At 55.4% G+C, this 14353-nt stretch carries 14 protein-coding genes; 4 read left to right on the forward strand and 10 right to left on the reverse strand.

All coding sequences use genetic code 11. The features are described 5' to 3' along the window. Positions 1-14 precede the first annotated feature (14 nt). From AC0L7R_RS13660 to AC0L7R_RS13670, 3 genes are all read right to left on the reverse strand, one after another. Positions 15-1355, reverse strand: coding sequence for an 8-oxoguanine deaminase (locus tag AC0L7R_RS13660; protein WP_473657410.1), 1341 nt, complete (start codon positions 1353-1355; stop codon positions 15-17). After that, positions 1348-2151, reverse strand: a complete 804-nt coding sequence (gene hisN / locus AC0L7R_RS13665) for a histidinol-phosphatase (RefSeq protein ID WP_473660425.1) — start codon at positions 2149-2151, stop codon at positions 1348-1350. Before hisN ends, AC0L7R_RS13660 begins: the two co-directional genes overlap by 8 nt. A 73-nt stretch (positions 2152-2224) precedes the next feature. After that, positions 2225-2599 carry a helix-turn-helix domain-containing protein gene (locus AC0L7R_RS13670; protein WP_247125954.1) on the reverse strand — a complete coding sequence of 125 codons (375 nt, stop codon included), beginning with the start codon at positions 2597-2599 and terminating at the stop codon, positions 2225-2227. 285 nt (positions 2600-2884) lie between these two features. Between AC0L7R_RS13670 and AC0L7R_RS13675 the strand changes: the two genes are divergently transcribed. After that, positions 2885-3844: a zinc-binding dehydrogenase gene (locus AC0L7R_RS13675; RefSeq protein WP_473657411.1), complete on the forward strand. Its 960-nt coding sequence runs from the start codon at positions 2885-2887 to the stop codon at positions 3842-3844. A 189-nt stretch (positions 3845-4033) separates the two neighbouring features. Continuing rightward, positions 4034-4771 (forward strand): Bax inhibitor-1 family protein, encoded by a 738-nt coding sequence (locus AC0L7R_RS13680; protein ID WP_473657412.1) that lies wholly within the window; start codon positions 4034-4036, stop codon positions 4769-4771. Between the two features lie 62 nt (positions 4772-4833). On the opposite strand, the gene AC0L7R_RS13685 is transcribed toward AC0L7R_RS13680, so the two are convergent. Genes AC0L7R_RS13685 through AC0L7R_RS13700 form a run of 4 tightly spaced genes read right to left on the reverse strand, consistent with a single transcriptional unit; the run spans position 4834 to position 7998 of the window. Then, a complete protein-coding gene (locus AC0L7R_RS13685; protein ID WP_473657413.1) occupies positions 4834-5847 on the reverse strand; it encodes a substrate-binding domain-containing protein in 1014 nt (337 codons plus the stop codon). 5 nt (positions 5848-5852) lie between these two features. Then, positions 5853-6737, reverse strand: coding sequence for an NAD(P)-binding domain-containing protein (locus AC0L7R_RS13690; RefSeq protein WP_473657414.1), 885 nt, complete (start codon positions 6735-6737; stop codon positions 5853-5855). Next, positions 6734-7231: a gluconokinase, GntK/IdnK-type gene (locus tag AC0L7R_RS13695; protein ID WP_473657416.1), complete on the reverse strand. Its 498-nt coding sequence runs from the start codon at positions 7229-7231 to the stop codon at positions 6734-6736. The genes AC0L7R_RS13690 and AC0L7R_RS13695 overlap by 4 nt, the downstream gene beginning before the upstream one ends. Further along, a complete protein-coding gene (locus tag AC0L7R_RS13700; RefSeq protein WP_473657417.1) occupies positions 7231-7998 on the reverse strand; it encodes an SDR family oxidoreductase in 768 nt (255 codons plus the stop codon). Before AC0L7R_RS13700 ends, AC0L7R_RS13695 begins: the two co-directional genes overlap by 1 nt. Before the next feature lie 103 nt (positions 7999-8101). Between AC0L7R_RS13700 and AC0L7R_RS13705 the strand changes: the two genes are divergently transcribed. Beyond that, entirely contained in the window at positions 8102-9133 is a 1032-nt protein-coding gene (locus AC0L7R_RS13705; RefSeq protein ID WP_473660427.1) for an alcohol dehydrogenase catalytic domain-containing protein, read from the forward strand. On the opposite strand, the gene AC0L7R_RS13710 is transcribed toward AC0L7R_RS13705, so the two are convergent. Both AC0L7R_RS13710 and AC0L7R_RS13715 read right to left on the reverse strand, forming a co-directional pair. Continuing rightward, positions 9130-11616, reverse strand: a complete 2487-nt coding sequence (locus AC0L7R_RS13710) for an ATP-binding protein (RefSeq protein ID WP_473657419.1) — start codon at positions 11614-11616, stop codon at positions 9130-9132. The genes AC0L7R_RS13705 and AC0L7R_RS13710 overlap by 4 nt on opposite strands. A 107-nt stretch (positions 11617-11723) precedes the next feature. Continuing rightward, the gene (locus tag AC0L7R_RS13715; RefSeq protein ID WP_473657420.1) at positions 11724-12203 is read right to left on the reverse strand and encodes a molybdopterin-dependent oxidoreductase; all 480 of its coding nucleotides are present in this window, start codon (positions 12201-12203) and stop codon (positions 11724-11726) included. A gap of 308 nt (positions 12204-12511) precedes the next feature. Between AC0L7R_RS13715 and AC0L7R_RS13720 the strand changes: the two genes are divergently transcribed. Then, on the forward strand, positions 12512-13117 hold the full coding sequence (locus AC0L7R_RS13720; protein ID WP_473657421.1) for a response regulator: 606 nt from the start codon (positions 12512-12514) through the stop codon (positions 13115-13117). 55 nt (positions 13118-13172) lie between these two features. Here AC0L7R_RS13720 and AC0L7R_RS13725 read toward each other — a convergent pair whose 3' ends face one another. Then, positions 13173-14348, reverse strand: a complete 1176-nt coding sequence (locus AC0L7R_RS13725) for an AGE family epimerase/isomerase (RefSeq protein WP_473657422.1) — start codon at positions 14346-14348, stop codon at positions 13173-13175. Positions 14349-14353 lie beyond the last annotated feature (5 nt).

Genomic DNA, 14353 nt, shown 5'->3' on the forward strand with positions numbered 1-14353 from the left:
GTTTGGTCCGTCAGTCAGAGTTCAGCTAGCTTTCGCGCTAACTTATTCTGTCTTACGATGGCTTCATTAAGACCGAATGAAACCATTCTTGTGTCAGCCACGATTTGCCGACCTTCGACAAAAAGATCGCGAACTTTCGCTGGTCCGGCCAGAATAAGCGCCGCAGGGTCCCAGCTACCCGCACTTTCAACGCCGCTAACGTCCCAAATCGCAATGTCCGCGCGTTTGCCAACTGCAATTTGACCGCAATCATCGCGCCCCAAGACCTGCGCGCCCCCAAGTGTGGCAATTTCAAGTGCTTCCCGCGCGCTCATCGCATCAGCGCCGTTTGCGACGCGTTGCAACAACATCGTTTGACGCGCCTCCGACATCAGATTGCCGACATCGTTGCTCGCCGATCCATCGACACCCAGCCCAACAGGCACGCCTGCATCCCGCATCGCACGCACAGGCGCGATCCCAGACCCAAGGCGGCAGTTCGAACACGGGCAGTGCGCGACACCCGTCCTGCTTCGCGCAAACAGATCAATCTCGCAGTCATCCAATTTGACACAATGCGCATGCCAAACATCATCGCCGGTCCAACCTAAATCTTCGGCATATTGTCCGGGGCGGCACCCGAACTGAGACAGCGAATAAGCGATATCTTCATCGTTTTCAGCGAGATGCGTGTGCATCATCACGCCCTTGTCCCGCGCCAGAATAGCGGCGTCGCGCATCAATTCGCGGCTTACCGAAAACGGGGAACAGGGCGCCACACCGACACGCACCATCGCCCCTGGATTTGGGTCGTGAAAGGCATCAATCACACGAATACTATCGTTCAGAATGGCGGCTTCATCTTCCACCAAATGGTCAGGCGGCAGGCCACCGTCGCTTTCCCCGATGCTCATCGCGCCACGCGTCGGGTGAAACCGCATGCCGACCCCTGCGGCAGCGGCAATCGTGTCATCTAATCGGGACCCGTTGGGATAGAGGTACAGATGATCCGACGTCATCGTACAACCGGACAAGGCCAATTCAGCCAACCCGATCTGGACAGAAACGAACATCTCTTCGGGGCCAAACTTGGACCAAATCGGGTAGAGCGTTTGCAGCCACCCGAAAAGCAACGCATCTTGTCCACCGGGCACCGCGCGGGTCAACGTCTGGTATAAATGATGATGCGTGTTCACCAACCCCGGTGACACAACGCAGCCGTCAGCATTTACGATCTCGGCGTCCGCCACAGACAAGTTCGGACCGACCGCCGCAATAACGCCATCACTGATATGGATGTCACAATCTGATATTTCCGCCCTATCGTCGTTCATCGTCAGAACAATCTGGGCGTTCCTTATCAGCGTGTTAGCCATCGATACTGTCCTGAAGAATAGACAGCGCCAAAGCATGAATTTCGCTATTCGCGGCCGCAATAACGCGCCCGCCATTATGCGCAGCACCGCCTTGCCAATTCGAAACAACGCCGCCCGCAGCCTTGATCACGGCGATCGGTGCGTGGATATCGTAAGGATGAAGACCCGCTTCGATCACAAGATCGACCTGACCCGCCGCCAGCAACGCATAGCCGTAACAATCCATGCCGTACCGCGTGAGCTGGACTTGCTGCGCGACTTTGCGAAATGCTTTTTCGTCGGCGGCTGTCCCGACTTCAGGGAATGTCGTCAGCAAACGCGCTTCGTCAATCGCAACCGATTTCCGTGTTCCAAGCGGTCGTTCCCCAAGCGGTCCAGTCATCGAAGACTGACCAAATCCGCCTACAAAACGTTCATTAATGTAAGGTTGATCAATCACCCCAAACAGTGGGCCCGTCGCGTCGGCAACCGAAATCAGAATGCCCCATGTCGGGGTTCCACTGACGTAGCCGCGCGTCCCGTCAATCGGGTCAAGAACCCACGTGAAGCCAGAGGTGCCGGGTTTTGTGCCGAATTCTTCGCCTAGAATACCATCGTCTGGCCGTTCCTCAGCGAGGACTGCGCGCATGACCTGTTCGGCGGCTTTATCGGCGATTGTGACCGGATCGTATCCATCGACGTCTTTGTTGTCGGTCGAAAGGTCGGTCCGTCTAAAATGCTTTAGCGTTTCTGGTCTGGCGGCGTCTGCCAGCAGGTGCGCTACACGTACAAGATCGTTTTGAGTTTTGGTATCAATCGGTTGCACGTAAATCTCCCTGACGCGGCCAATGTAGCGGTATCCCGCCAGACCGCGTCAGGTCAACAATCGTTTATGCTGCTTCGCTGAGTACGCGCGCAAGATCGAACAAGCGACGGCGCTGATTCTCTGGGATCGCGTAGTATGACCGCAGCAATTCGAGCGCTTCTTTGTCGGTCAAAATATCAGAAGGCATATCTGCGGCGCCAGTTTCCACTGGGTTGCCAGCATCTTCGATGCCTTCAAAGAAGAATGACACAGGTACGCCCAACACGTTTGCGATATCCCAAAGGCGGGATGCGCTGACGCGGTTCATTCCGGTCTCATACTTTTGAATCTGTTGGAATTTAATGCCGACTTTTTCGGCAAGCTGTTGTTGTGTTGTCCCGTTCATCCACCGGCGGTGGCGAATGCGTTTCCCGACATGTACGTCTACTGGGTGACTCATTTCATTTTCCTAACTGTCACGTCCCATGCGCGGCGTTTAGCGCTACGACTAGGTTGTTTTGTCTCGACCATCCCGTCCCGGATCGTCTTGTACAAACGTGCAATCACCTTATAGCACAAAACACGCAACGGTTGCAGCGCCTGACCTTACCTTAAGGACAGGTATAATCGTTCATCGGCAGCATTCTGGTCGTTTTACATGCTCTAGATAGGATGCTTCACCTTCAGTCTTACCCGATATAGGTTAATATGAACTGAACAAAAAACGATGACGGAATCCCCCTTTATGCGCGCATACCTTGTTACCGATCACGAAAATCCACCGTCATTCGCCGATATCGAGGCCCCTAAACCTGCATCAGGACAGGTCCAGTTAGACATTGCGGCGTGCGGTTTGAACTTCGCCGATCTTTTGATGGCCAAGGGGACATATCAGGAAACACCTAACGTACCTTTCACCCTCGGCATGGAAGTCTGCGGCACGGTCACAGCACTTGGTGAAGACGTCACATCGCCGGCCATCGGCACGCGTGTTGTCGTTTTTGGTGGATCGGGCGGGTTGGCTGACAAGGGCGTCTTTCAGGCAGACCTTTGCCGCGAAGTCCCTGAAAACATGCCATCTTCCATCGCCGCCGGTTTCATGGTCGCTTACGGCACATCGCATTTGGCGCTGACGCGGCGGGCCCGTTTACAGGCGGGCGAGACGCTGTTGGTTTTGGGTGCTGCGGGCGGCGTTGGCCTAACGGCCGTTGAAATCGGCAAGGCGCTTGGCGCGACTGTGATCGCCGTCGCGCGCGGCGCTGACAAGCTGGCACATGCGCAAGCGGCGGGTGCCGACCACCTCATCGACAGCAAAGTTGAAGATGTCAAAGAAGCCGTCAAAGCGCTCGGCGGTGCCGATGTCGTCTACGATCCAGTGGGCGGCGACCTATTTGACGCAGCGTTACGCGCTTGCAACCGTGAAGCGCGCGTCATCACGATCGGGTTCGCAAGCGGCAAAGTGCCGCAAATTCCGGCAAATATTATTTTGGTGAAAAATATCACCGTCATAGGGTTCTACTGGGGCGGGTATTTGAGCTTTTGCCCGGATGCATTGACCGAAAGCATGGCAGAATTGTTCCAGATGTACGTGGACGGGAAACTGAAGCCCCACGTCAGCCATGTCCTTCCGCTTGATCAAGCACCCGACGCATTGGAACTTTTGCGCAGCCGTCAATCCACTGGCAAAGTCGTCGTCACCCCATAAATTGACCAAACTTCGGTCGCAGATTGGTCCGTTTTTAGTGCCGCATTTACCAAGGTGAGGCTTTCCTGCGTATTTCGGTCAGAATAACGCATTTGCATCACCTTACCCCCTTGAAAAACCGGCCTTCCCTGCCAATATCTACCCCAAGACGTCGCCCTTGGCGTCCGCAGTTCTTTTTTGGAGGTATCCATGGCTGAATATCAAACAATCCAGACGGCGGGCGGGGTCCGCACGGCGGCGATTGATGAAGGGCTTCGCGCCCACATGAACAAAGTCTACAGCACGATGTCTGTAGGTATGCTGGTCACATTCGCAGTGGCATGGGCCGTAGGCTCTAGCCCCGCATTGCTCAGCATCTTCCGCGACCCAAACACATTGCAGCCAAACATTCTTGGCTGGATCGCAATGTTCGCACCACTTGGCATGGTTTTTGCCTTTGGTGCCGCGATTAACAAATTGTCCGCTGCTGGCGCGCAATTGTTCTTCTACGCATTCGCAGCCGTAATGGGCCTGTCGATTTCTTGGATCTTCGCAGCCTTCACAGGCATGTCGGTCGCACAGGTGTTCCTGATCACATCGATCTCATTCGCGGGTCTATCCCTGTGGGGCTACACCACGAAGAAAGACATCTCTGCATGGGGCAGCTTCCTCATCATGGGTGTGATCGGCCTGATCGTCGCGTCCATCGCGAACCTGTGGTTCCAGTCCGGCGCAATCGCGTTTGCTGTGTCCATCTTGGGTGTGCTGATCTTTGCAGGCTTGACTGCTTATGACACACAGAAGATCAAAACCGACTACATCGCGCACGCCGCACATGGCGACAAAGAATGGTTGGCAAAGTCTGCGATCATGGGTGCCTTGAACCTGTATCTCGACTTCATCAACATGTTCATGTTCCTGCTGCAGTTGCTCGGCAACCGCGAATAAGCGATACGAACACAACAATACGAAGCCCCGTCAATCCCAGCGTTTGGCGGGGCTTTTTCGTTCTAGACCTGCACCAACGTTGAACCACCGACCCGTAGCACGGGGTCCATCCCAACCACCACTTGATCCTGCGGCCCATTCATCATCGCGATCACATGCTGCGCCGTCGTTTGCCCCATCGCATTTGGTCGCGGATCAATCGTCGTCAGCGTTGGGACACAAGCGCCTGCAATATCGTAGGCCCCAAATCCGACCACAGCCATATCGTCCGGTACCGCAATCCCGCGCCGCTGGCATTCTGACAGGGCACCAAACGCCACCAGATCAGACACACAAATCACGGCAGTGGTATCGGGCCAGTCTTCGTGCAATGCAGCCATCGCTTTGGCCCCGTTCTGCATAGGGTTCTGCGGCGCGCCCGAACCGATCAGCCGCGTCGGATCAAGCCCATGCGCCGCCATCGCCGTCACAAAACCCGCGCGCCGATCAATGCCGCGCGTATCGCTGTCAGTATCCCCGCCGATAAACCCGATCTTGCTATGACCAAGCCCCAGAAGATGATCCACAAGCGGCGCGATCACAGCGCGGTTCGAAAACCCCACCACATGTCCAATCGGATCATCCGGCAAATCCCACGTCTCGAACACAGGCACGCCAGCAGCGGCAAGCAGCTTGCGTGCCCGCGCCGTGTGCCGCCCACCTGTGACAACAATCGCCTCCGGCCTGCGTTGCAGGAAATCCGCGATCAGTTCTTCTTCGCGGTGCATGTCATAGTTCGTGTGGCCCAACAGCACTTGATAACCTGCCGCCGACAAAACACCCGTCAGCGCCTCGACCATGGTGGCAAAGTTCGCATTGTTCAGCGACGGGATCGTCACGGCGACAAAGTTGCTGCGCTGCGCCCGCAACGTCGCGGCGGTGCTATCGAACACATAGCCCAATGTGTCCGCCGTCTCCTGAATGCGCGCGCGCGTCCCCGCCCCGACCGACGCATCCAGCTTGAACGCGCGGCTCACGGTCATGACCGAAACGCCCGCCGCTTTCGCGACGTCCTTCATCGTGGGGCTGCGTTTCATCCGGATTAATCCGCCAGCTTTGGCGGGCCTGTGAAATATTCCATCAACGCCGCCTGATCTTCACCGCCCAATCCCGCAGCCGTCAAAAGCCTGTGCACTTCGGCGCAGGTCGCCGTCATCGGCATCGCGGTATTGGTGCGACGCGCAAGGTCCTGCGCCCCATTGAGGTCTTTCACCATGTTGTCGATCCGGCCCGTCCGGCGGTAATCCTTCGCGACAAAGCGCGGCATATATTCCTGCAAGATCGCGCTATCCGCACGCCCGCCTTTCAACGCAGTCGGAATCTTCGCAGCATCGACGCCCGCATCAAGCGCCAATTGCGTGGCTTCGGCCACCGCAAGAAAATTCAAACCACACAGAACCTGATTGATCAGCTTTGTGGTCTGCCCAGCCCCCGCAGGCCCCATATGTGTGATATTGCTCGCCAGATGCTCCAGAACGTCATGGGCGTCCGCGAAGTCCTCTTCGGCCCCACCAACCATCAACGTCAGTTCACCAGTGGCCACCTTTGGCGCACCACCCGACAACGGGCTATCGACCCACCGCAGGCCCAGACCAGCAGCACGTTCCGCAAATGATTTTGTGGCATCGGGATCAATCGACGACATATCGATGATCAACGTGCCGGGCTTTGCACCATCAGCGACACCGGTCTCACCAAACATGGCGGCTTCCACGATATGCGGCGCATTCAAACTCGTGATGACGTAGTCGGCATGGGCCGCGGCTTCCGCCGCTGAATTTGCGCCGACGGCCCCCTTTGCGATCAACGCATTGGCTTTGTCTGCGTCGAGATCAAAGACCACAACAGATTGCCCCGTCTCGACCAAACGCGCTCCAATTGCGCCGCCCATGGCCCCTGCCCCGATCAATGCAATTTTTAGCGTCATGCGAAATCCTTCCCTGTGTTCGCCACGAAAGCCGCAACAATCGCAGCGGGCGGTTGATCAATATCGACCGTCACGGCCGTTTCGTCCGCGTCCGGCATCTCAAGCGCCGCAAACTGACTGTCGAGCAACGCTGTCGGCATAAAATGATCGGCCCGCGCGGCCATACGTTCCGCGATAACCGCTTGAGAACCATGCAAATGCAGGAACGTCACAGGCCCACCCGCCGCGTCACGGATGATATCACGGTACGCGCGTTTCAAGGCGGAACAGCCAATCACCACGTCACCGTCATGTTCACGAAACGCAGCCCCGACATCGCGCAACCACGGCGCACGGTCGGCGTCATTCAGCGGCGTACCAGCCGCCATTTTCGCGACATTTGTTGCAGGATGCAGGTCGTCACCATCAACAAAAACGCCACCAATTGCATCTGCAAAAGCGGCACCAATCGACGACTTTCCGCAGCCGGATACGCCCATCACAACGTAAAACATTACAGCGACGCCGTGATGCCGCCGTCCACGAACAGGCAATGACCGTTCACAAAAGTAGACGCATCCGAGCTCAGGAAAATGCACGCGCCAACCAGTTCTTCGACATTGCCCCAGCGCCCCGCTGGCGTGCGCTTGGCCAACCACGCGCTGAACTCCGGATCAGCAACAAGGGCCGCGTTCAACGGCGTATCGAAATACCCGGGCGCCAATGCGTTGCAGGTCAGGCCATATTGCGCCCAGTCGGTCGCCATGCCCTTCGTCAGGTTCGCAACCGCGCCCTTTGTGGCCGTGTAAGGCGCAATACCGGGACGCGCGAGCGCGGTTTGTACCGACGCTATATTCACGATCTTACCTGCCTTGCGTTTAATCATATGGTTCGCGCAGGCTTGGCCAACGTGGAAAACCGATGCGATATTCGTCTGTAAAAGGCGCTCGAACGCATCAGCCGGAAAATCTTCAAGCGCGGTCCGGTGCTGCATGCCTGCATTGTTCACAAGGATATCAATCGCGCCAGTTTTAGCCTCAAAACCATCCACAGCCGCCTTTACTGCGTCGTGGTCCGTCGCATCAAAGGGCAACACGTCCACGGTCGCACCCGTCTCGCGCAACGCGGCAGCGGCGGCATCCAGTTTCCCGGTATCGCGCCCATTCAAAACAATGCTTGCGCCTGCTGCTGCCATTCCTTTTGCCAAGGCGAAACCGATCCCTTGGGATGAACCTGTAATCAAGGCGCGTTTACCTGTCAGATCAAATAATGCCGTGCTCATCCGCGTTTCCTTTACTCTCGACAAGTGGTTTGGCGGCATTTATGTTATCGTTAACAATTGGTGTCAAGCAATGCTGGCCACCACCCCGAAAGGCACCGCAGATATGAAATCCATCGTCATCCACGCGCCCAAAGATTTGCGGATACACAAAGGCGAAATCACCCCACCCGCAGCAGGCGAAGTGCAGATCACCATGGCGGCTGGCGGCATTTGCGGGTCCGATTTGCATTACTATCACCACGGTGGGTTTGGCACGATCAAGCTACGCGAACCCATGGTTCTGGGGCACGAAGTCGCCGGTCACGTCACCGCATTGGGCGCAGGCGTCACAGGCTTGGACATTGGTCAATTGGTGGCCGTGTCCCCGTCCCGTCCATGCCAATCCTGCAAGTTTTGTCTAGAAGGCAGTCAAAACCAATGCCTGAACATGCGGTTTTACGGCTCCGCGATGCCATTCCCGCATATCCAAGGCGCGTTCCAACAGGTGTTAAACGTCGATCCCGCACAATGCGCCGTGGCAGACGATTTGACGCCCGCAGAGGCGGCAATGGCTGAACCGCTCGCCGTTTGTTTACACGCCACGCGCCGCGCTGGCGGCATGGTCGGCAAATCTGTTCTGGTGACGGGCTGCGGCCCGATTGGTATCCTGTCGATCCTCTGTGCCAGACGGGCCGGCGCCGACCACATCGTGGCAACCGACCTGTCCGATTTCACACTGCAAATGGCCCAACAGGCTGGCGCTGATGAAGTCATCAATACGGGCACCACGCCCAATGGTCTGGATCGGTTCAGCGCGGACAAGGGCACATTCGATGTACTTTACGAATGCTCTGGCGCGGCCCCTGCCCTGACGGCGGGTATCCACGCGATGCGACCTGGCGGGACCATTATGCAGCTTGGTCTCGGCGGCGATATGACCCTGCCGATGATGGCGATCACGGCCAAAGAACTGATGTTAAAAGGGTCTTTCCGCTTTCACGAAGAATTCCACGCGGGGGTCAGCCTGATGCAAAAAGGATTGATCGATGTGAAACCACTGATCACCCACACCGTTCCACTAGATGACGCAGTGAAAGGCTTTGAAATTGCATCAGATCGCAGCCAAGCCATGAAGACCCAAATCGCCTTTACCTAGCTGACACTGTCCAAATCCAACATGTCCCGCAAAGCGTCTTTGGTGACGGACCAGATCTCGGTCACGTCCTGCAAGGCATCAGTCACATCCGCCAAGTCTTCTGCAACGAGAAGACTTTCGACATGGTGCAACCGATCACGCAAGGCAGGTGCGCCAATAACCGACGCAGATCCCGCAAGACGGTGGATTTCCGATCGCAACGCGTCCCCCTGTAGGTGGTGATCCTCAGGCCCAAAACGGCCCGTCGCGTCATCAACTTCCGCGATGAAATCGCCTACTAATGCGTGATGCTTTTCCGACCCGACGGCATCTGCCAAATCACCGATCAATTCATGATCCAACAGGTCATCACCCTGCACCGGACGATCTACGGTCACACCGTTCAACAGTTCATTCAGGCGCGCAATACTCAGCGGTTTCACAAGAACATCGTTCATGCCTGCCGCAACAAACCGTTCAATGTCAGCTGGCATCGCGTGGGCCGTCACCGCAAAAATAGGTGTATCGGCATTTGGCCCCGCGCCCGCGCGGATACGTTTGGTCGCTTCGACCCCGTCCATCACGGGCATGCTAACATCCATCAAAACAACATCGAACGATCGGCGACTAGCGATTTCGACACCTTCGACGCCATTGTGCGCCTCGATGATGGTGTGGCCCATTTTCTTAAGCATCGCGTCGGCCACAATACGGTTGATCGCGTTATCTTCGACCAGAAGGATATTCATGCCGTCTGCTACCTCTGACTGCTCGTCAGCTTTGTGTGTTTCACTTTTCGTCTTGGGTGCCGTCTGGCTGTCCATAGCCAGATTTGTCGGAAGCCGGACCCAAAATACAGTGCCTTCGCCCAAGGTGCTTTCGACACCAATTTCGCCATCAAGGTGTTCGACCAGTCGACGGACAATACCAAGCCCCAATCCCGTGCCCTGTTGCGCACGTGTATAGGACGGATCAAGCGTCACAAAGTCATCAAAAATGCGGCGCTGGTCTTCCTCGGAAATACCGACACCTTCGTCAGACACCCGCAATTCCCAAAAACTGCCATCCGCATCGCGTTCGATTTCGACGTCAATCTTACCATGCTTAGTAAATTTGATCGCGTTGCCCACAAGGTTCGTCAGAATTTGACGTAACTTCGTCGCATCGCCCATCACACGATCAAACTGCGGATCAAGAACTTTCAATTCTAGCGTATTTTTCGATTTCTCAGCCGCGACCTGTAAGCTTTCCAACAACTCATGTGTGACAGCGACCGGATCGTAGGGCCGTTGAATCTTTTCTTCAGCGCCAGCTTCAAGACGCGACATATCCAGCACGTCATTAACGTGTTGCAGCAACATGTCAGACGACGTGCCCATCACATCAGCCATGCTCGACTGGGTTTTATCCAAATCAGTGGACCGCAATAATTCAAGCGCCCCGACGATGCCATTGAGCGGCGTGCGCATTTCGTGGCTCATCACCGCGACAAGATCCGCCTTCGCCCGTTCGCCAGCGACCGCTTCATCACGGGCGCGCACCAGTTCTTCTTCTTTGGCAATCTGTTCAGAAATATCGCGCAGGTAAGACACGAAAATTTCGCCCTCTGGCCCTTCAGCCGAAGAAATCGAAAATTCGACAGGGAAAATGCGCCCGCTTTTGTGCATCCCTTCCAACTGAATACGCCCTTTACCCACAACATGGGCTTCCTTGGACCGAATATAGCGCGCCATCCCAGCTTCATGGCCTTCACGATACTTCGGCGGCACAATCGAGTCGGACATTTTTGTCCCGACGATTTCGTCGCGCGTGTATCCGAATACTTCCTCAGCGGCCTCATTAAACTCAATGACTTTGCCGTCCAAATTAACGACAACAATTGCATCCAGCGACGTCTGCACAATGACGCCCATCCGACGTTGGGTCATCAACTTTTCAGCAGCATCGCGATCAGCGCGACACATGGAACGCATCAGCGCAAAGACGACAACGAAAAGTGCAGTCACGAGCAGGAAAACGAGAATACCAAGGCGCGTCAACGCATTGGCAACGTTTTCGCGCTGCTCGCCTGAGAGTTCTGCAAAATGTTCGATTCCCAAGACGGACGTCGCACGCGCCAACGGTCGGACCGCTTCAATCCTTGTAACTAAATCTGGCAGCATAGCGGCCAAGGCATCGTCGGGCCCGTCGATGAATGGGACTAGATCATCCACGAAAACGGACATGGCATCCAGATTGTCGACAGCCGCTTGTTCGGTCCGTAGCCCAGCCAATGCCTGGCTTTCACGCATCGTGTTTACACGCGAATAGTAGATATCGAACCGCCGCCGGACATTGCGCAACTTCTCTTCTTCCGGCAGGTCGGTCCGTTGTGCTTCAGACAAAAGTGCCAATAGTTCGACTTCGGACTGCGCCAGCGACCATTGCGTGCTATCCCCATTTGCAGTGGCCAATGCGTTGATTTCGCGCCGTGCATCGGAACTGAGAACGTAAATCCCAACCATGCACGCTATCACAACGCCGCATATCAACGCGGCGCTAACCCACCTGTTTCGTCCAAGTGATTTTTTGCGATTCTCCGGCAGGCCTTGCTGCGGTCGGCAAAATAGCATTATTCGCTCGTCTCGATGCGATCCAGCTGCCAAATGCTGCGCGAATATGTCACTTCCGACTGGTAATCAGGGTTATCGTCATACGGATAGATCACCCAAAGCGGGCCTTTGTCGCGTACCGACATCGGTTCATCGTCCTTGAGGAACGCAATCACTGCGCCACCTTCGACCGCATCAGACATCGGGATTTCGACCGTGTAGTCATTGATCGCGGAGGCTAGAAAAACGCCTTCGGTGACTTCAAGCGTTTCTGCCAAATTGCGCAGCGGAACACCGGTAAAGGATGACACCCCGTCGGTCCAGATTGTTGATGTTTCAACAGTGACGGTGCCCAAACGGTCAAGGCCGTCTTGGTCGTATTCAATAACGCTTTCGCCGTGTGTCACGGTCAGAAGCACTTCACCCTCAGCATGTGCGATGCTCGTCAACAAAGAGAAACTTAGAAACGTTTTGGCTAACAACTGATAAGCTTTGGTCATTGGCAGTTTTTACCTCTTATAAGGCCCAGATACGCGGGCGCGTTCCCGTCCTAGCACGAGTTGTCGCAACTTCATTATGTTCATACGCATAACAAACTATCCGAAAGGATAAATTCTAGCGTCCAAAGAATCGCACACTTATGCATCAGGCAATGTTGGTACAAAGAACCTTAAAAGTTATCTACTTTAGCAGAAATTTGCCACAAATGCGTGGTATCTAGGTTGTAAGAGGTCCATCATACCAATTCGGTTAGGTCCCCAATCGTTTTTATTGTAGTCTGCCAAAAGAGGTAGATAGAAAGTATAGTATGCGTATTCTAGTTGCTGATGATCATGATCTTGTTCGTGAAACGATCGCTTCGTTTCTGTTGGCGTCCGACGGTATCAATGTCGTCGAAACTGCGGGCACGCTTGATGAAGCACTCGCCATAGTTGAAGACAGCGTCGCGTTTGATTTGGTCCTTTTGGATTACAACATGCCCGGCATGAATGGCCTCACAGGCCTCAAACGTATGAAAACGGCGACAAACGATGGTCGTGTCGCGCTGTTGTCCGGGACTGCATCACCCCAAATTGCCCAAGACGCAATTACAGAAGGCGCAGTGGGGTTCGTCCCCAAAACGCTCGGGTCCAAATCAATGGTCAGCGCTGTTAAGTTCATGATTATGGACGAAGTTTACGCGCCCTTTGATTTCATGAAACAGGTGCAGGAAAAGGCCGTTGGTAACCTGTCTGAACGCGAAACGTCCGTTCTGATGGGCATTTGCGAAGGCAAATCCAACAAAGAAATCGCGCGGGACTTGGATCTGCAAGAAGTGACAATCAAGCTGCACGTGAAAACGCTCAGCCGCAAATTGGAAGCCCGCAACCGCACCCACGCAGCGATGATCGCTAAGGAACGTAACCTCATTTGACAGCGGGCAACCTGCGCTGACTTGCAGTGTTTCGGATCACATCAAAACCACTGGCCTAATTGGCCAGTGAACGTGGTGCAGCGCCCCACAAACCTGCCCTCGCGCCTTCGGTCATTGCGATTACCACGTGATACATCAACCGCGTCAGCGCCTCCGGCCAGATCGTGTCGCCCGCCGCATCAATTTGATTGATGTAAACCGGACGATCTTTGAACCACCGTTCAAACATCAAACACATCAGGGTACAGGCCTTATCACCTGCCGTTTTGTCCCCCGCCGCGTGCCGCAATGCATAGGCTTTAATTGCTTCGGTCTGGGGCCACAAAAGGAACGTTTCTTCCAATACCGTCCCATCAGCCACCACCGCATCAAACGCCAGACCATCGCGCGCAAATCCATGCTGATCGGCAAAAGCCAACAGTTTCATCGCTGTGTCATGCAAACTCGGATCGTTCGCCAAATCCGCTTCTTCCAGCAACAACCAAGCCCATTCGCATTGGTGCCCGACTTCGCGGCGCAGCCCATCGTTGCCCGGTAGCGAATCAAGTTCAGGTGACAGAAACTCAACAATACTGCCGCTGTCCTGATCCATGAAATGCTGCACCCCGATTCGGCGGACCCCGGCGGCCCGGTCCAACCAAAGCGGCTTTCCCGTCATACGAAACCCCTGCAAACACGCCTCGTAAAGGTGCATATGCGGGTTTTGCGCGGGATTAAGGTCGGCCCCGATGTCATCGTTCAATAACAAACCAGTCGCCGGATCCGTCAAGGTGGTCTGCAAAGCAGCCCAGCAATCTTCAATCAAGGTGTCATAGCTGGGATTAGGGGCCAGTCTCTTCAGCGTCACTAACGCCAAAATCACAAAAGTCTGGTCATAACTGCGCGCCGCTTCATCCAGCGCATCCCCCGTGGGCGTCCCATCCGCGCCAACCGCACAACGATATAGCCCCGGTGCCTTACGATAGCGGTCCAAGAACGCGGCCTGCGAAACCGCCGCTGCAGTCAACGCAGGATCACCCGACTGCAGCGCGGCATGGGCCACGGTGAACACAGTCCGCGCCTGCGCCAGCACCGACTTTGTTGCCGCCGGATCAGGCCGTCCTTGCACGTCGAGCTTGTCAAAGACACCCGCATCGCCATCGCGGACTTTCGCTAACCAGTCACCAAAATAGTCGGTCCAAAACCACTTTGCCCAAATCTGCGCATCCTTGCGGCACGTATCCGTCGTCATATCAA

Source organism: Yoonia sp. D2-7 (genome assembly GCF_055809435.1).

Coding starts and splice junctions, on each gene's coding strand:
- AC0L7R_RS13660 (WP_473657410.1), bottom strand. CDS start 1,355: ATGGCTAACACGCTGATAAGGAACGCCCAGATTGTTCTGACGATGAAC.
- AC0L7R_RS13670 (WP_247125954.1), bottom strand. CDS start 2,599: ATGAGTCACCCAGTAGACGTACATGTCGGGAAACGCATTCGCCACCGC.
- AC0L7R_RS13675 (WP_473657411.1), top strand. CDS start 2,885: ATGCGCGCATACCTTGTTACCGATCACGAAAATCCACCGTCATTCGCC.
- AC0L7R_RS13680 (WP_473657412.1), top strand. CDS start 4,034: ATGGCTGAATATCAAACAATCCAGACGGCGGGCGGGGTCCGCACGGCG.
- AC0L7R_RS13685 (WP_473657413.1), bottom strand. CDS start 5,847: ATGAAACGCAGCCCCACGATGAAGGACGTCGCGAAAGCGGCGGGCGTT.
- AC0L7R_RS13690 (WP_473657414.1), bottom strand. CDS start 6,737: ATGACGCTAAAAATTGCATTGATCGGGGCAGGGGCCATGGGCGGCGCA.
- AC0L7R_RS13695 (WP_473657416.1), bottom strand. CDS start 7,231: ATGTTTTACGTTGTGATGGGCGTATCCGGCTGCGGAAAGTCGTCGATT.
- AC0L7R_RS13700 (WP_473657417.1), bottom strand. CDS start 7,998: ATGAGCACGGCATTATTTGATCTGACAGGTAAACGCGCCTTGATTACA.
- AC0L7R_RS13705 (WP_473660427.1), top strand. CDS start 8,102: ATGAAATCCATCGTCATCCACGCGCCCAAAGATTTGCGGATACACAAA.
- AC0L7R_RS13710 (WP_473657419.1), bottom strand. CDS start 11,616: ATGGTTGGGATTTACGTTCTCAGTTCCGATGCACGGCGCGAAATCAAC.
- AC0L7R_RS13715 (WP_473657420.1), bottom strand. CDS start 12,203: ATGACCAAAGCTTATCAGTTGTTAGCCAAAACGTTTCTAAGTTTCTCT.
- AC0L7R_RS13720 (WP_473657421.1), top strand. CDS start 12,512: ATGCGTATTCTAGTTGCTGATGATCATGATCTTGTTCGTGAAACGATC.
- AC0L7R_RS13725 (WP_473657422.1), bottom strand. CDS start 14,348: ATGACGACGGATACGTGCCGCAAGGATGCGCAGATTTGGGCAAAGTGG.